A 16478-nucleotide genomic window follows, 5' to 3' on the forward strand; every position below is an offset into this window, starting at 1 on the left:
GGCCGCTCCACACCCGGGCAGTCAGCGGCGCAGACGTGCCTGCGCGACCAGCCGGCGGAACGCCAGGACGAACACGGCCTCGATCAGCACCATCAGCCCGAGCAGCAGCCACTGGCCTTCGCGGATGAACACGACGGCGCCGACCACCACCAGGATGGTTCCCAGGGTCAGGGCGTAGATGGCAAACCCGATGGCCACCTTCGCGCTGCGGACGCCCGTGCGGAAGCCGAAGCCCACGGGCTCACCCCCGGGGTAGCCCGCCACCCGGTCAGGTGCCGCCGGGTTGAGCCGGTCGAACTCCTCCCAGGGGTCGCGGTCCTGGTCCTGTTCGGTCATGCTTCCATTATCCCGCCGGCGCTCAACCAGGAGGACTTTCCCGATGCGATTCGGCAAAGCCGTCCCGGGGCTGACCGGCACTACGCGGCGCGGACGTCGATTTCGCCGGGGGCCGAGCCGTCAGCGCCGAACACCAGGTGGCGGTTGGCGATTTTTTCGCTGAAGAACCGGTCGTGGCTGACCACCACGACGGCGCCCGGGAAGTGCACCAGCGCGCGTTCCATGACCTGCGTGCTGGACATGTCCAAGTGGTTGGTCGGTTCATCGAGCAGCAGGACCGAGGCGCCGGACAGGAGGCACTGCGCCATCGCGACGCGTGCCTTTTGCCCGCCGGAGAGGTTCCCGATTTTCTGTTTCAGGTCCGCCTCGGAGAACTGGAACATGGCCAGGAAACGGTTGACGGACTTCTTCGTGGCGCTGAACGCAAGGCTGTCGGGCAGCGCGTTGACCGCGTGCGACACGGTGTCGGCGTCGTCGAGGTCCTCGAGCATCCGGTTGTAGGAGACAAAGCCCGGCCCCTTGGCCCAGGCCACGTCGCCGAAGTCGGCGCGTTCCTCGCCGGTCAGCACCTTCAGGAGCGTGGACTTGCCGCTGCCGTTGGAGCCGAGCACCACGATCCGGTTGCCGCGGCGGATCTCGAAGCTCAGGCCGTTGAACAGCAGCTTCTCGCCGTAGGACTTGCCCAGTCCCTCCACCCGGCAGAGGACGTCCTTGACGTGCAGGCCGCCGTAGATCTCGGTGACGATCTGGTCGACCGGCCGGGGTGTGCGGGACTTCTTGATTTTGGCCAGCTGGTTCCCCAGCCCGCTGCTGGCGGCCTTGGCCGCCTCGCGGCGGTCGGAGATCCCTTCGGCTTCAAAGGCCAGGAGCTCCGACTCGTGCACGAACTGCTGCTCCAGGGTCTTGAGGCGGAACTGTTTCTGCACGACGTATTCGCCGAAGTTGCCCGGGTATTCGTGCAGGTGGAAGTTTTCCACCTCGATGATCCGGGTGACGACGGCGTCGAGGAATTTCCGGTCGTGCGAGACGATGATCGCGGCGCCCTTGAAGTCCCGGAACCAGCTTTCGAGCCATTCGACGCCCGCCACATCCAGGAAGTTGGTGGGCTCGTCGAGGAGCAGCACGTCGGGGCCTTCGAGCAGGATTTTGGCCAGGGCCGCCCGGTTGCGCCAGCCGCCGGACAGCTCGTCGATGGCACAGGTGCGGTGCGCCTCGTCGAAGCCCAGGGTCGTGAGGACGGTGTCGATGCGCCGCGGGTAGTCCCAGCCGTCGAGCCGTTCCATGTCCTCGAACAGCTCGGCCTGGCGGCTGATGAGGCGGTCGAGTTCTGTGTCCGCGGGGTCAGCGGCGATGGAGGTGTCGATGGCGGCCAGCTCGGCCTCAATCGCCTTGATCTCGGTAAACAGCCCGTCGAGCACGTCAAGAATCGTGGCGTCCCCGTTGAGTTCCGAGAACTGGGAGAAGTAGCCCACCTTGGTGCCCAGTTCCAGGGTGACCGTGCCGGTATCCGGTGTCACCTGGTCGAGGACCAGTTTGAGGATGGTCGTCTTGCCGGAGCCGTTTTTGCCGATCAGGCCCACCCGGTCGCCCGTCTCGAGGCGGAAGAACGCTTCCCGGAGGATCTGGGTGTTGTCGAAGCGCACGCTGACGTCTTGCAGCCGGATCAGGCTCATGGGTATTTCTCTTTCGGGTTAGGGTCTGAACGGCAGGGGCATGCGGCGGAGCGCGGTGCTAGCGGGTTGCGAGCCGCCACAGCGAGGTGACTTCGGCCGCGCGGGCCTTGAACAAAGGATCGTTCCGGTCGGATGCCTTGGGATGGGTTGGCTTGGTGTCGGACCGTGCCAGCACCTTCAGCCCGGCCGCCTCGATGGCGCCCAGCAGATCGTCGCGGGACCGCAGGCCCAGGTGCTCGGCCAGGTCCGAGAGGACGAGCCAGCCCTCGCCGCCCGGCTCCAGATGGCCGGGGAGTTCATTCAGGAAACGGAACAGCATCCGGCTGCCGGGGTCGTAGACGGCATTGTCCAGGGAGGAATGCGGCGTGGCCGGAATCCACGGCGGGTTGCACACGATGAGCGGTGCCCGGCCGGGCGGGAACATGTCGGTCAGGACAGCCTCGGCCGTGTCCTGGACGCCCAGATTCCGGAAATTCTCGCCGGCGCAGGCAATCGCGCGGGGTTCGTTGTCCGTCGCGACCACACGGTGGACGCCCCGGCGGGCGAGGACGGCGGCGAGCACGCCGGTGCCCGTTCCGACGTCGAACGCCAGCCTGTCGGAGGGCAGCGGCGCGGCGGCCACCAGATCGACGTACTCGCTGCGAGTCGGGAAGAACGTGCCGTAGTGCGGGTGGATGCGGTCCTGCAGGGCCTCGACGAAGACGCCGTTTTTTCGCCATTCGTGCGCGCCGATGGCCCCGACAAGCTCGTGGAGCGACACCACTGAAGGTTCGCTGATGTCGCCGTAGGCCTCCTCGGCGGCCTGCTGGATGCCCGGGGCGCGCCGAAGCGGCACCACTGGGCCCGGATCGAGCGGAATCAGCAGCAGGCCGAGAATGCGTGCCCGGTGCGAGCGGGACTGGCGGTGCCGATAAAACTCATCGGCCGGGGTGTGCGCGGCCTTTTTCTTCCCGGCGCCCACCCGCCGGTCGAGGGCGTTGAGGATCTGCCGCGCGTTGTGGAAGTCGCCCTGCCAGAGCATCGCGGTGCCCTGGGAGGCCATCCGGTTCGCCTCATCGGCCGTGAGGGAGTCGTTGACGACTTCAATGCGGGCGGGCGCGGGCCGACCGTTCGCCGACCGCCAGCGGGCGGTCCTGCTGTGGCCGCCCTCTGCCCACGTCACCACGGCGGGATCGTTCACCCCGGCTGCCTGCGGGGGCGTGCGGGAGGGCGTCGGGATGGCCAGGGGTTGATCCGGCACGGCGGTAGCGATAAGAGTTCCAATCCCAGAGTCCGAGGGGCGGATCGGAGACTGACGTGTGCGGCGGGACGCACCTTCTCAGGATACAGGCGCACGCCGGTGGCGGTCCGCCGTCCTGCCCGGGCTGCTATTCCCGGTCTGCCATTTTCCCGGCCCGGCTGCCGGTCACGGGGCGATGCGGCCGCGCACGATCTCGCTCACGGCTTTCCCGTCGAAGCGTCCGGCGACCTTCGCGGTCACCGGCTTCATCACCGCGCCCAGCTGGCGCATGGTCAGTTCGGTGCCGTCGGCCGTGAGGTCCGTGATCACCTCGTCAACGATCGCCTCCACCTCGGCTGCGGTCAGTGCCTGCGGCAGGTAGGCCTCGATGATCTCGGCTTCGGCGATTTCCGCCGCGGCCCGTTCGGCCTCCCCCGCCTCGGTATAGATGCGGGCGGTGTCGCGGCGCTTGGCGGCTTCCTTTTGCAGCAGGGACGTCACCTGGGCGTCGTCCAGAATGATCGGGGTCTTGCCGGACTTCTCGCGGGTTTCGATTTCGCCCAGGACGTTGCGCACCGTGGTGAGCGCGACCTTGTTGCGGTCCTTCATGTGGCCGACGACGTCGGCGTGCAGGCGTTCTTTCAGGGTGGTCATAATTCTCCTCGTCTCACTGGACAGGATATCGGGATGTCACAGGCCGCTGCGCCCCGCCCAGAGTCCGTGCAGCAGCGGAACCACCGACACAATCATCAGCACATTACCGAGGACCGTGTCATCCGCGCGGACCACGGAACCGGCAACAAGCAGGGCACCGAATATAAGGGCCGATGCCGATCGCTGCACCGTGCGGTCAAGCCGTTTTACCTGCTGCTCAAGGCGGGGACTGGCAACCGCCAGTGACCCGTCCTCCAACCGGGTCAGGACCCCATTCAGACGTTTCGGCAGGCCCACGGCCAATACGGCAGCATCGAGTGCCTGCTGGGCGACGTCCTGCACGATGTTGCCGCGCTCGTCGCGCAGCAGCTGCGCCGCGTAGGGTTCGACCGAGTCCCAGAGATTGAACCGCTCATCCAGCGAGCTGCACACTCCCGACGTCAGTGACATGGCCCGGATGATGAGCAGGAAATTCTCCGGCAACTGGAACGGCAAGGAGCGGACCACGTCTCCGAACTCCACCGCAAAGTCCCGGAACTCCCGGGGGTCCACCGCGCGAAGCTCGGCGAAGCCCATCCCGCCAAACCGGGCGAAGAGGTGCGTCATCGCCCGCTCAAGCTCCACAGTGTCGGCCGAGGGGAGCAGCACACCCACGTTCCTGATAGCGGCCACCAGGCCCTCGCCGTCACGCTCAGCGGCCGCGATGAGCAGCTTTCGCAGCCCGCTGCGCGTGTTTGCCGGAACCTCGCCCATCATGCCGAAGTCGATGAAAGTCAGCTTCCAGGCGCGCTCTGCAGAGGGACCGGTCGAGGGAGTGACAAAGATGTTGCCCGGGTGGGGATCGGCGTGGAAAAAACCGGTCGTGAACATCTGTTCGAACATGACCGAGGCGAAAACCGGGGCGACCTGCGCCGGATCGATGCCCGCCGCCAGCAGCGCTGCCGTGTCCGTGATCTTTATGGCTGTCACGTCTTCGAGGGTGAGCACGCGGCGGGTGCTCCGCTCCCAGACGACGTCGGGCACTCCCACCCGGCCGTCATCGGCAAATTCAACCGCGAACCGCTCCGCGTTTGCCCCCTCATTCAGGTAGTCGATCTCCTCCAGGCTGGTCTGCGCGAACTCCTCCACCAGGGCGGGCATGTCGGCACGATCGGACACCAGGCGAACCCGGCTGAGCCAGCCGCCGACTTTGCGCAGTGCCGCCAGGTCGACGTCGACAATGGCGTCGATGCCCGGCCGCTGCACCTTCAGCACAACACTCTCAAGCCCGGTGTCGGCGGCGTCGCCCGGGCGAAGCCTCGCCCGGTGCGCCTGCCCGAGGGATGCCGCTGCGATCGGTGTCTCCTCGACAGAGGCGAACAACCGCTCCAGCGGCGCCCCCAGCTCAGCTTCGGCGAGGGTGCGGATCGCAGAGAAGGACACCGGAGGCACCTCATCCTGCAGGCCCTCAAGTTCCTTGGTGATCTCGGGCGGCAGCACGTCGAGCCTGGAGGACAGGAACTGACCGACTTTGATCATGAGACCGCCGAGGTCCACCGCCAGCACATGGAAGCGCTGCGCGAAGCGCCGCATTCTCTTGGTCCTGGTGCGCTCGGCGGTCCGGACCAGCCCGAGGTGAGGGAGGAACAGCTCAAACCACCAGGTCTCCGCGAGATGCCATGCGGCGAAGCGCAGGATGCGACGGTACCGGGCACGGTGGGCCCTGCTGCCGGGTCGCGGATCTGCGCGGTCCCGGCGAACTGCTGTCACCCCGTCAGCCCGTCAGCCCTGAGCGAGGATCGCGTACAGCCGGCGACGCGCGTCGTCGAGGACCGCCACGGCCTCCTGCACCTGCTCCGGCGTGCCGGTGCGGGCCACCTGGGACGCGGCTTGTGCGAGCTCGACGCCGGCCTTGGGCAGCGCCGTGAACCCCGTGCCCGACGCCGGTGCCGTCGAGTCCCAGGGCGCTGGCACGCCGGCACCCGCCACCTCCCGGCCCGCCTCCGTCAGGGAGTAGATCTTGCGGCCGTTGGATTCCTCGGCACGGATCAGGCCCTCGTCGGCCAGCAGCTGGAGTGTGGGGTAGACGGAGCCCGCGCTGGGCTTCCAGCAGCCACCGCTGCGCTCCTCGATTTCACGGATGATCTGGTAGCCGTGCATAGGCCGCTCCGCGAGCAGGGCCAGCACGGCCGAGCGCACCTCGCCCCGCCCCGCACGGGAGCCCGAGCGCTTCTCGAACCTCGAACGCAGCTCCTCAACGGCCTGCCACATGCTGTCGACATTGTTGCCGCGGAATCCGCCTGCCGGGAATGAATTGTGCATCATGCTCTCCTCTGGAAGATCGCGAACGATATACAACGATAGTCAACGATACATCCGGGAAAGTGCTAGTTCCATGGCGCTCAGGGGCTCAAAACCCCTGCAAACTGTGGAGCTAAGGAGATTCGAACTCCTGACCTCTTCGATGCGAACGAAGCGCTCTACCAACTGAGCTATAGCCCCGAAGCAACGCCGGTCCCGAAGGAACGGCGTTGCCGGTGTCCCTAGGCTACAAACTATCCGCGTTCTTTGCCAGCCAGCCGCTGAAAGTTGCACCGGCGTGGCGCTCCTCCGGTACCAGATTCAGGCCAGCGCGCAGAAACTTTCCCATCGCACCGGGCAGCGGGAGAGGCAGCGACCGTGCGCGGGAGCCGGTGGCTGCCTTCCACTGACGGGCGAACTCCCCCATCTCCTGAATCTCGGGGCCGCCGACGGTCCTGACGGTGTGCCGCCGACCCGCTGCGGGTTCTACGGCCTCTTCGACCAAGGCCGCCGCGACGTCCGCGGGTGCTATGGGCTGGAAACGAGCGCCTCTGACCACGGGAATGACACGCAGGTTCGAGCCGGCGGCGAAAATCGTCGCGAGGAGGGAGTGGAACTGCATCGCTCGGAGCGCGACCGTCTCGAGTCCGGACCGCTCGTAGACCAGCTCCTTGGCTGCCTTCGAGGCATAGTAGCCGAAGCTGCTCCGGTCGCAATTGACGATGGACAGCACCACGGCCCGGGGCACGCCGGAGTCCTCGGCGGCGGCAAGCAGCCGGGCACCGCCGTCGGCGAAGGCTTTCAGAGACTTCCCGGACCGCCCCTCCAGGCAGTCGACCACGACGTCGGCCCCGACCAGCGCCGCGGCCAGTCCCACACCAGTGGTCACATCGGCAGGAAAATACTCGGCGCCGGAGATGCGGGCCGAGTCCCCGGAGGGCGGCGGATTCCGGCAGAGGACCGCCACCTCGTGCCCGCCTGAGACAGCCTGCCGCACCACCTCGCGGCCCACCTGACCGGTTCCTCCCGCAACGCAAATTCGAGCCATGCCCTGAGGCTACCGCCCCAACCGGACTATGGGCCGCAGGAGACGCGCTGGCCAGCATTCCGCCGGGCACAAAAAAGCCCCGGGCGGCCATTGCTGGCCGCCCGGGGCCGGGAAAGGGATGGAGCTCAGGCCCGGCGTCGCTGCAGGACATCGTCCAGGTTGCTCAGGGCGCTCTGGGCCTTGCCCAGGGGCTTCTGCTCGGCGTCCGCACCGAGGCTGCCGGATGGCGTCTGCGGGTGGCCCTGCTTCAGCGACGGCTTACCGACTGCCTTCGGGGCTTCCGGCAGGTCGAGAGGCTTGGGGGCGGCTCGCTCGGCCTTCGGCGCTTCCACATAAGTGGGTTTTGGGACTTCCACCGGTTCCCAGCGGGATTCTTCAGGGGTCGGGACATCCATGGTGCCAAGGACGGAGGTGTCCCCCGAAGCCACGGCTTCCGCCAGGGCCGCCTGGCGAAGTTCCTGAGCGTTGAGGGATTTCGGTGCCGGCGTGCATTCTGCGGCGACGGCCTGGGCGTCAAAAAGCGGGCTTTCGGTCCGTTCCCTGGGCTCTCCCGCCGGTTCCCGCAGGGGGTTTCGTTCGGGGGCGGACCCGGCGGCGTGGGCCGGTACGCTCATGGCCGCGCGAAATGCGGCGTTCATTTTTCGGCGGCGGTCCCGGACCGCGAGCCAGCGAAGCATAAAGACCGCGGCGCCGGCACCGAGCAACCCGGCGAACGGCAACCAGGGGGAACCAATGCCGAAGATGCGCAGCGCCGCCGAGACAACACCGGTGAGCAGCGACAGCAGACCGGCCAAGGCGAGAGCCAACCGGCCATAGCGGATTCTGAACGCCGGACCGGTGGCTGCAGTCGTGGTGCCGCCGTCGAGCCCGGCGGTTCCCGGGACGGGCTCGGTGCGCTGGGTGCTGGTCATGGGTTTCTCCTGCTGGGCCGTCATCTTCATGACCTTCCCGGCTTGCGGGGCTGCTGTTTCGAGATCAATGACGTCCGCCACAAGCTCGCCCGCAGGCTGCAGCTGGTGGCGTCCGTTCCGGAGTATGTAGGGGGCAACCCACACAATCCAGAGCGCAACAGCAATGACAAGGATCACAGAGCTGCTAAGAGGGATGTCCACATCAAAACCGTATGAGCAATCCGGGGTGCGGGCCCGCATTGTCCCCGGTGTGTCGCAAGGGAACTGTCAATTGACTGGATTGATGACGTTATTGCTGGTCAGGAAGGGTCTGACCACTAAGCGGGGCGGCTCTCCTGCCACCGCGAAAGGAGCCCCTCCGGGACTTCGTCGGAGGTCAGTGCGAAGCTCCGGTGATCGGCCCATTCGCCGTTGATGTGCAGGAACCGCGGCCGGTAGCCCTCGTCGCGGAATCCGAGCTTCTCAACCACCCGGAGACTGGGAGCGTTTTCGGGCCGGATGTTGATTTCCATCCGATGCAGCCCAAGGGACTGGAAGCAATAGTCCGTCACCAACGCCACCGCGGTCGGGGCGATGCCGTGCCCGGCCCGATCCTGGTCCACCCAATAGCCGAGTGTGGCCATCATTGCCGAGCCCCACACAATGGAGGAAACCGTCAGCTGTCCCACAATGACAGGCTCGCGGAAGCCCGGGGTCCGCTCCGTGATGAGAAACGGCAGGGCCGCGGCCTGGGCGGCCTGTGCCTTGAGGGAGCGCACCATCTGGCGGTAGTCGGGAAGGCCACCCCCGGGAACAGGATTGGACGCCTCCCAGGGGGCTAGCCACTCGCTGTTGCGGGAGCGGACCGCAGTCCACTCCTTGCGGTCCCGGTAACGGATCGGGCGCAACAAAAGGTCGCCGCTCTCAAGCGTCACCGGCCAGCGGAAGCTGCCCCCCACGGGAGTTACTTGGTCAGGCTGGGGGCGATGCTGGCAGCGAAGTCGGGGAGCCACTCCCGCAGGCCGGGGCCGAGGTCTTCGCTGTCGCAGGCGAGCTGCACGCAGGCCTTGAGGTAGCTGAGCTTGTCCCCGGTGTCGTAGCGGCGGCCCCGGAACACAACGCCGTAAACGCCGTAGCCTTCGCCGTTGCCAGCTGCGAGCTCCTGGAGCGCGTCGGTCAGCTGGATTTCTCCGCCGCGGCCGGGCGCAGTGCGCTCCAGGACCTCGAAGACCGCCGGGTGGAGGACGTAGCGGCCGATCACGGCGAGGTTGGACGGGGCGTCTTCAACGTCAGGTTTCTCAACAAGCTGGTTGATGCGGACATAGTCCTCGCCCGGAATCGATTGAACGTCCGCGCAGCCGTAGGCGCTGATCTGGGAGGGTTCCACCTCGATGAGTGCGACGACGGAACCGCCGGTCTTCGCCTGAACCTCAATCATGGTGCTGAGAAGTTCATCGCGGGCGTCGATCAGGTCATCGCCGAGCAGCACAGCGAAGGGTTCGTATCCCACGTGCTGCTTTGCGCGGAGGACGGCGTGACCCAGGCCCATCGGATCGCCTTGGCGGACGTAGTGGATGTCACCGAGGTTGCTGGCGGCCTGAATGGACGCGAGCTTGGCGGTGTCGCCCTTGGCCTCGAGGGTGGCTTCCAGCGCAGGGACGCGGTCAAAGTGGTCTTCGAGGGCACGCTTGTTACGGCCCGTGATCATCAGGATGTCGCTCAAGCCGACGTTGACGGCTTCCTCCACAACGTACTGAATGGCTGGCTTGTCGACGACAGGAAGCATTTCCTTCGGCATGGCCTTGGTGGCCGGAAGGAACCTGGTGCCGAGGCCGGCTGCGGGGATGACGGCCTTGCGAACGGGAGCATTGAGAGTAGTCACTGGACTAATCTAACGGAGGGACCAAACATTGGGTAATCGTTCGTGACGCCAGAGAAACTCCGCTTCCCGGGCTGCATCACGCGGGAGGGACAAGGCCGCATGGCGACGAAAGAAGAGATCCGGGCCGGCCACCGTGCCAGGCGTGCGGTACTGACGCCGGCCGGACTGGAGGACGCGGGGAAGGGCATTGCCCGACAGGGACTGGCGTGGGCTGCCGCACTGACCGGTGGCAGCCCCGGCACCTTCGCCGCCTACCTTGGAGTGGGTTCCGAGCCGCCGACCCTTCCCTTGCTGACAGTGTTGCATGCGGCAGGGCACCAAATCCTGCTTCCGGTCTGCGAGCCTGGACTGGCGCTGACCTGGGTGTACTGGACGCCGGGTTCCGAATCCGCCCGGAGCCGCTACGCGCCGATCCAGGAACCGGTCGGCGACCGCCATGACACAACCGTCATGCGGCAGACAGACGGCATCTTCCTGCCGGCCACCGCCGTCGACTTCACCGGCAACCGGATCGGGCAGGGCGGCGGCTACTACGACAAGTTCCTGGCGGCGGTGGCGGCCCTCCTCCCCGCTGGGTCCTCGACGTCCGACGGCGGGCTGTTCCCACCCGTGCCGACCATCGCCGTCGTGTACGACGGCGAGGTCCTGCCTGCCGGCAGCATCCCCGCAGAGCCCTTCGACCGGAAGGTGGCCGCCGCCCTGACTCCGACGGGCCTGCTTTCATTGCAGCGATCGGGCACGTAGGGCCTCGCGGCAGGGTGATAGAATTAGCACTCAGGCCCTGCGACTGCTAAGGGGCGGATGGTGTCGACGGAGATGTCGGCTGTGATCCGCGCCGGACAGCACGGGACCTGCTCGTATGTCCCAGAGGAGGATTTCCAGTGCCCACGTATGCCTACGCCTGCAAGGACTGCAGCCACGCCTTCGAGATAGTGCAGTCGTTTACCGACAGCACCCTCACGTCCTGCCCTGAGTGCCAGGGGACCCTTCGCAAGAAGTTCAACAGCGTTGGCGTCGTCTTCAAAGGTTCCGGCTTCTACCGGACCGACTCCCGCGACGCCAAGGGCGGCACTGTCTCGCCGGCCCCGGCCCCGGCCCCCACTCCGGCGCCTGCCGCCGCTTCCGCAAGCTAGGAACTGTCCGGGGCTGCGGCCCCGCCCGCTCCGATGCCGCCCGGGCTGTTTTATCCACATAGCCCAAAGCCCGCCTGCCCGGCTTCCACGCCGATGCGTAGTGTCGGGCCATGGCCATCCTCGCCCGCCCCGTCCTTCCCCTAGCCGCCTACCCTGAGGCGGGCGCTGGGGTCATATTCCGCGGCGTGTTGCGCCCCTTACCAATTCTCCGAAGGGGCAGCTCCCCCGGGCGCCGCTCCGGCCGGCCGATCACCCCAAGCCGTCCGCGCCGGCCAAGGCCCGCTGGGCAGCCTCCCCGTAGGCGGCTGGTCCGGTGGCTGGTCCGCAACCGCCGGCTGGCGGTGGCGCTACTGCTCTGCGTGGCTGCCGGTCTCACCGTTCAACAGCTAACCCCCGCTCCGGCCTTCACGGTCTCCGCCCTGGCCGCGTCAAGGGACCTCCCGGCCGGGGAGACACTGGCCCCGGACGATCTGGTAGCTTTGAGCGTCCCGCGCGCCCTGGTGCCCGCCGGCAGCTTCGGCAGCACAGATTCCCTCGCGGGGAAGCAGTTGGCGGTGGCCCTGCGCAAGGGTCAGCTGCTCTCTGATGCGCAGCTCCTTGGCCCCGGCCTCCTGGCTGGCAGTCCTCCGGGATCTGCCGCTGTGCCGCTGCGCATGGCGGATCCCGCCTCGATCCAATTGCTTTCCCCCGGCCAACTTGTGAATGTCGTCATGACAACCGGCAACGGCTTCGACCAGCCGGCAGCATCCCAAGTGCTGGCCGCCGCGGTGCCGGTGCTGTGGACCTCCGAGCACGGCAGCGGGGCCGGCCAATGGCTGGCAACTGGGGACTCCGACGGCCTCCTGGTCGTGGCTGCCGACGCCGATCAGGCGGGTCGCCTCGCCGGTGCATCCACCCAAGGCAAGCTGTTCTTTGTCCTCGTGGCGGGCGTTCATGGCTAGCCGGCCCTGCCGGCCGGCGCTGTCCCGGCAGGGGCTCTGCCGGAAGCCCACTCCCGAGCGGTCCGGGCCGAGAAGGGTCCTAGCCCCAGTGCGGCGGCTTTTGTTCTTGGAGCCAGGAGTCGTGGTCGTAGCCGCCCGGCTCGTCGCCCCAGCGCCTCGGATCGTCTTCGGCAGCTTTGTTCGGCAGCACGCCGGCCGCGACGGTCGCCGCTTCGGGTTGTTCGGTCCCGTTGTCCCGGCCTTCGTCGCTGGTCCGGATATCGCGACCCTCTTGGCTGTCGCCGTGGTTCTGGCTATCGCCGTTCGCAGTCATGCCACTGCCCTCCTTAATACCCTGATCTGTTCTGTGCTCCTGCGCACTGTCCGGCCGTCCGGCCGGGGTCCGCCGCTCCGAGGCCTGCGCTTCGCTGACGGCAAGGTTCTCGACGTCGTCGTCGAAGAACCCTGGCGAGGTCCGTTTCCGGTGCGTCACCGCCGGCTTTTCCAGTCCGAGATATCCGCCGATGCGGTCGGCGCAGGCCGACGGATCGGTGAAAACCTCTATGGTCCATAGTGGCATGTAGCGCCAGCCGAGCCGTTCCAGGAGCTGCGGGCGGAGCCTGCTGCGTTCGCGGACGGTCAGCCGGCGGTATTGCTCGGTGCCGTCGGACTCAATTGCCACGGGCCGGGGAATCTCAGCGTCGTCCTGCCCGAGGGTGCTCAACGGGTCGGCAGCGGCCACCATGTTCAGGGCGCCATCATACTGGTGCCAGACCCGGGCACCCCGAGCCCGCAGGCGGTCGCCGAGGTCAGCGACCAGGGGGTCCGCTCCCAGGGCCTGTTCGCTGGCGGCCGCCCTCGATGCCGGGCTGCCGAGATCGGAATTGCCCGCAATTTCGCGGTCCAGCAGCTCGTAGAAGTCGACGGCACCGTGGCTCAGCCGGGTCACGTCGAGGTCTTCGGGTCGGAAGCAGCTCAGTACGTGCAGCGACCGCCGCGCGCGCGTCATGGCGAGGGCGAACTTGGCCCGTCCGCCGTCCAGGGACAGCGGGCCCAAGCTGTGGAGAGCCCGCCCGTGCGGCGTGCGCCCATACCCCGGTGAGAAGATCACGTGATCGCGGACCAGACCCTGGGCGCGTTCCAGGTCCACCACCCGGAAGGACTCGTCGCCGGCGGTGAAGAAACTGGCCAGCAGCGGGTAGTTGGGCAGCTGCAACCGGATGGACTCGCCGATCCGGGCTGCGTGCCGGAGGCTGCCGGTAACGACAGCCAGCGACGTCCGCGGCCGCAGCCGGGCGTGTTCGAAGACAAGCTCCACCGCGCGGTTGACCTCGGCCACGACGGATTCCACGCCGTCCTGGTCCGCGCTGGGCAGTCCCGTTCCGTCCGGCAGGTATTCCACCGTCAGCGCGCGGTCCAGCCCGGTGGCGGACTGGCCTTCCGGCAAACGGCGCAGTCCGCCGTCGTAAAAGCCCTTGCTCAGTTGACGCACGAGGTCTTCATCGACGGCGCGGTAGACCGTGCGCAGGTTCCAAGTGGGCAAAACAGTGGACAGGGCCCGGTAAGCGCTTTCGACACCCTGATGGGAGCTCTCGCCGGCGGCAAGCCGCTCCACACCGACGGTGAAGGTCCGCGGACTGGCGATCCGGTCGTCACCGAAGGCGATCACCTGTTTGGCTCGGGCGATGGCCGGCAGGACAGCCTGCAGCGACGTCGCCTCGGCATCGAGGATCACAACGGCGTCGAACTTCTGCTCCACGGGCAGGACCGCCGTCAGCAGATAGGGGCTCACCGACCACACCGGCACCAGCATGGGCAGCAGTTCAGCGGCCTGCCCGGTCAGGGCTGAAAGGGTGACCCTGCCGTCCTTGAGCAGGCTGCGCAGCAGCTCCGCCTGGCGCGGGTGCTCCGCAATGGCAGCCCGCCAGCGTTCGGCCAGCTGCCAGCGCAGCCGGGCCGCGCCGCTGGCGATGTGGGCGTTGTCCGCGAGACGGTACTCGGCCTCGAGCTGGCGCAGGGCGTCGCCGTCGGACATGGCCAAATAATCGTCTCCGCTGATCATGGCCTCCAGCGCCGACTGCCACCAAGCGAGCTCGAGCTCCGCAGCAACCGATCCGGCCGGCACTTCACGTTCGGCAAGGTCGGCGAGCAGTTCGCCGAGACCGTGTTCGCGCATGTTCTCGACCAGAAGTGTCCGCTCCGGCAGCGTCTCGAGCGTTCCGGTGTCGGCAACCAGCCGTTCCAGCCGCTCCATGAGTTCCTCGTAGGGCGCGGCATGCAATTCGCCGCCCGCGGCGGTGTGAGCGACGGCCTGTCCCAGCTCGGCCAGTTCCGCTTCCAGCTCGCGGTACAGGGCGATGATCTCCCCGAGGCCGGAAGGGACCGCCGGATGGCGCTGAGTCGTGGCGTAGCCGGACCACTCGGCGCGCTGCTCCTGGACGAGGACCAGGGAGTTGTGCAGGTCCGCAATGTGGACGCCCGGGCGGACATATTCCTTCGCCACCCGGCGCAGGCGCGAGCGCTGCATGGATGGCATCTCAATGTTCCGTTCGCGCCGCCAGGATGAGGCTGCAGTGGCGGAGATGAGGTCATTGACCGGGCGGTCGAAGATGTCCGGGGTGAATTTGTCGAGGCTCTCACGGACCGCGACCAGAAGCTCAATCTGGTCCCCCCAATCGGCAAAAGTGCGGCCAAGGCGGATTTCGGCGTGATCGGCGACGCCGTCCATCAGGTCGCGCAGCTTTGGCAGCTTTCCGGCCACCGAGCGGGCCACATGCTGGGCTTCCTGGGTTTCCTTGCGGGTCAGGAGGCGGGCGCCGTGCCAGGGGCTTGTCGTCGAGGCCCTGCTGAAGCTGCCCAGTTCGGCGGCCCGGTGGAGCCGCCCTGCCAGTTCCTCGCGGTCGCGGATGTTGTCCAGCACGCTGCGCTTGAGCCGGACGGTGGTGGCCGGAGCCGGCTGGATGGAGGTCAGCTCGGCCAGCGACTGCATGGCTTCGTAGGGCGAGCAGCCCCAGCGTTGGCGCACGTTGTGCAGGGAGGCGACGTGGTCCCGGAGGGCGTGGCGGTGCTCTGTCAGGGTGGTGTGCAGGTTGCTGAGCTGGGGCTCAAGGGATTTTTCGTTGCGCATGATGGCCCGCACCAGTTGGCCCTTCAACTGCAGCGGGGTGGTGTTCCCGGCGAGCTGGAACAGGGTGGAGTCCACGCCCAGGGTGTCCAGCTCTGCCGAGATCTCGCCAAGGCTGGCGCGCCGGTCCCCCACCACCAGGACAGTCTTGCCCTGATCCACGAGGGCACCGATGGTGTTGATGGCTGTCTGCGTCTGGCCGGTGCCGGGCGGGCTGCTGACCACGAGCGAGTCCCCGGCCCGGACGGCATCGACGACATACTGCTGGTCGGTGTCGGCGTCGAGCAGCAGCAGTTCGTCTGCGGGATCCCGCTCGTCGGTGCTCGGGAAGCGCCCGGCCTTAAGTTCGGGAACCTCCACCGCCTCGCCGGCCGCGGCGCGCCCCAGCGCCGACACAAGGAGGTGGTTCTCGTTGATCCACGGATCATCGAGGCTCCCGGACAGGTCCGCGAAGGTGGAGACCAGGAGGTTGTGCTCAACCTCGGCGCCATGGATGGGCTGGATGAGCGTGCCCAGCCGGTCCAGGACCGGCTGGGGATCAAACCGGGCAGTGCTGTAGGCCATGCGGGTGACGGCGTTGACATCGAAGACGATCCCGTGGACGGTCTTCAGGTGCCGGATCAGGGCGGGGTTGATCTTGGCCTGCTCCGTCAGCTGCAGTTCGTAATCGTCCTCGCCCGGACGCATGGTGAGGGAGATGGATGCCAGCATCACCGGTGCCGACACGCGCTGGGGTTTGCCTCCGACGGCGGAAGTCCAGACGACCGTTCCCGCCGAGAAGTACCCTGCATCTATGCCGCGGTCATTCGCGAGTTCGAAGATCTTGGACCGCAGATTGCGGGACGCCCGCGCGGCGACGACGAACTGCTGGTGGTCACGGATCAGTGTGGACAGCCGGGTGCGCCGGCCAGCCATCAACTGCGCCAGTCCGGACGGATGCGCGTGGGTCAGGTCGATGGAACCCTCAGGCGTCTTGGTGAAGCGCAGCATGGTGTCTGCACCAGTGACGGGTTTGAGCCCCGACAGCCATTTCCTGAGCTCCTCGGAGCCCTCGGGGTGGCCTTGACCAACTGACACTGCTGCCTTCTTTTCTGTGCTCGCGATTACTGGGGTCACGTTTTCCGTGCTCGCGCGGGACGTCCTGGACCATACCGGCATGCTTTCGAGGGTAGCCCGAATCCGGCGCCGGTGAGGCTCCGCAACACTGGCAGGGCATAAATTCCGCCCGAATTGGCCGGCTGGCGATGTCCCGCCAAAAGGTTGCCACCGCAATCCGGCCGGCAGGGACAGACGGGAATGGCCGGTCTCCCTGGAGTCCG

14 protein-coding genes and 1 tRNA gene are annotated in these 16478 nt (G+C 67.3%); 3 read left to right on the plus strand and 12 right to left on the minus strand.

Translation table 11 applies throughout. The annotated features are described in order from the left end of the window. Positions 1-21: 21 nt before the first annotated feature. The 11 genes from ABIC21_RS00300 to galU all read right to left on the minus strand — a co-directional run bounded on the left by ABIC21_RS00300 (position 22) and on the right by galU (position 9982). The gene (locus ABIC21_RS00300) at positions 22-336 is read right to left on the minus strand and encodes a hypothetical protein (RefSeq protein ID WP_354348466.1); all 315 of its coding nucleotides are present in this window, start codon (positions 334-336) and stop codon (positions 22-24) included. Between the two features lie 80 nt (positions 337-416). Next, entirely contained in the window at positions 417-2009 is a 1593-nt protein-coding gene (locus ABIC21_RS00305) for an ABC-F family ATP-binding cassette domain-containing protein (RefSeq protein WP_354348467.1), read from the minus strand. Between the two features lie 58 nt (positions 2010-2067). Continuing rightward, complete coding sequence (locus tag ABIC21_RS00310; protein ID WP_354348740.1) at positions 2068-3189, minus strand: methyltransferase; 1122 nt, start codon at positions 3187-3189, stop codon at positions 2068-2070. 225 nt (positions 3190-3414) lie between these two features. After that, positions 3415-3882, minus strand: a complete 468-nt coding sequence (locus tag ABIC21_RS00315) for a GatB/YqeY domain-containing protein (protein ID WP_354348468.1) — start codon at positions 3880-3882, stop codon at positions 3415-3417. A 36-nt stretch (positions 3883-3918) separates the two neighbouring features. Beyond that, positions 3919-5631, minus strand: a complete 1713-nt coding sequence (locus ABIC21_RS00320; protein WP_354348469.1) for an ABC1 kinase family protein — start codon at positions 5629-5631, stop codon at positions 3919-3921. 12 nt (positions 5632-5643) lie between these two features. Next, positions 5644-6183 (minus strand): PadR family transcriptional regulator, encoded by a 540-nt coding sequence (locus ABIC21_RS00325; protein WP_354348741.1) that lies wholly within the window; start codon positions 6181-6183, stop codon positions 5644-5646. A gap of 107 nt (positions 6184-6290) precedes the next feature. Further along, positions 6291-6363, minus strand: a tRNA-Ala gene (locus tag ABIC21_RS00330). A 46-nt stretch (positions 6364-6409) separates the two neighbouring features. Continuing rightward, positions 6410-7210: an SDR family oxidoreductase gene (locus ABIC21_RS00335; protein WP_354348470.1), complete on the minus strand. Its 801-nt coding sequence runs from the start codon at positions 7208-7210 to the stop codon at positions 6410-6412. Between the two features lie 125 nt (positions 7211-7335). Then, positions 7336-8322 carry a hypothetical protein gene (locus tag ABIC21_RS00340; protein WP_354348471.1) on the minus strand — a complete coding sequence of 329 codons (987 nt, stop codon included), beginning with the start codon at positions 8320-8322 and terminating at the stop codon, positions 7336-7338. A gap of 116 nt (positions 8323-8438) precedes the next feature. Further along, the gene (locus ABIC21_RS00345; RefSeq protein WP_354348472.1) at positions 8439-9059 is read right to left on the minus strand and encodes a GNAT family N-acetyltransferase; all 621 of its coding nucleotides are present in this window, start codon (positions 9057-9059) and stop codon (positions 8439-8441) included. Between the two features lie 5 nt (positions 9060-9064). Then, the gene (gene galU / locus ABIC21_RS00350; RefSeq protein ID WP_354348473.1) at positions 9065-9982 is read right to left on the minus strand and encodes a UTP--glucose-1-phosphate uridylyltransferase GalU; all 918 of its coding nucleotides are present in this window, start codon (positions 9980-9982) and stop codon (positions 9065-9067) included. Positions 9983-10081: 99 nt separating this feature from the next. On the opposite strand from galU, the gene ABIC21_RS00355 reads away from it, so the two are divergent. The 3 genes from ABIC21_RS00355 (at position 10082) to ABIC21_RS00365 (ending at position 12056) form a co-directional block, all read left to right on the plus strand. After that, a complete protein-coding gene (locus tag ABIC21_RS00355; protein ID WP_354348474.1) occupies positions 10082-10726 on the plus strand; it encodes a 5-formyltetrahydrofolate cyclo-ligase in 645 nt (214 codons plus the stop codon). Positions 10727-10863: 137 nt separating this feature from the next. After that, positions 10864-11115, plus strand: coding sequence for an FmdB family zinc ribbon protein (locus ABIC21_RS00360; protein ID WP_354348475.1), 252 nt, complete (start codon positions 10864-10866; stop codon positions 11113-11115). Positions 11116-11474: 359 nt separating this feature from the next. Beyond that, positions 11475-12056 (plus strand): RcpC/CpaB family pilus assembly protein, encoded by a 582-nt coding sequence (locus tag ABIC21_RS00365; RefSeq protein WP_354348476.1) that lies wholly within the window; start codon positions 11475-11477, stop codon positions 12054-12056. A 79-nt stretch (positions 12057-12135) separates the two neighbouring features. On the opposite strand, the gene ABIC21_RS00370 is transcribed toward ABIC21_RS00365, so the two are convergent. Further along, positions 12136-16236 (minus strand): AAA family ATPase, encoded by a 4101-nt coding sequence (locus ABIC21_RS00370; protein ID WP_354348477.1) that lies wholly within the window; start codon positions 16234-16236, stop codon positions 12136-12138. Positions 16237-16478: the final 242 nt, after the last annotated feature.

The sequence above is a fragment of the Pseudarthrobacter sp. PvP090 genome, from assembly GCF_040547365.1.
Lineage (GTDB): Bacteria > Actinomycetota > Actinomycetes > Actinomycetales > Micrococcaceae > Arthrobacter.

What these genes read in the sequence shown, in the direction of transcription:
- ABIC21_RS00300 (WP_354348466.1), bottom strand. Translation starts at nt 336, where the DNA reads ATGACCGAACAGGACCAGGACCGCGACCCCTGGGAGGAGTTCGACCGG.
- ABIC21_RS00305 (WP_354348467.1), bottom strand. Translation starts at nt 2,009, where the DNA reads ATGAGCCTGATCCGGCTGCAAGACGTCAGCGTGCGCTTCGACAACACC.
- ABIC21_RS00315 (WP_354348468.1), bottom strand. Translation starts at nt 3,882, where the DNA reads ATGACCACCCTGAAAGAACGCCTGCACGCCGACGTCGTCGGCCACATG.
- ABIC21_RS00325 (WP_354348741.1), bottom strand. Translation starts at nt 6,183, where the DNA reads ATGCACAATTCATTCCCGGCAGGCGGATTCCGCGGCAACAATGTCGAC.
- ABIC21_RS00335 (WP_354348470.1), bottom strand. Translation starts at nt 7,210, where the DNA reads ATGGCTCGAATTTGCGTTGCGGGAGGAACCGGTCAGGTGGGCCGCGAG.
- ABIC21_RS00355 (WP_354348474.1), top strand. Translation starts at nt 10,082, where the DNA reads ATGGCGACGAAAGAAGAGATCCGGGCCGGCCACCGTGCCAGGCGTGCG.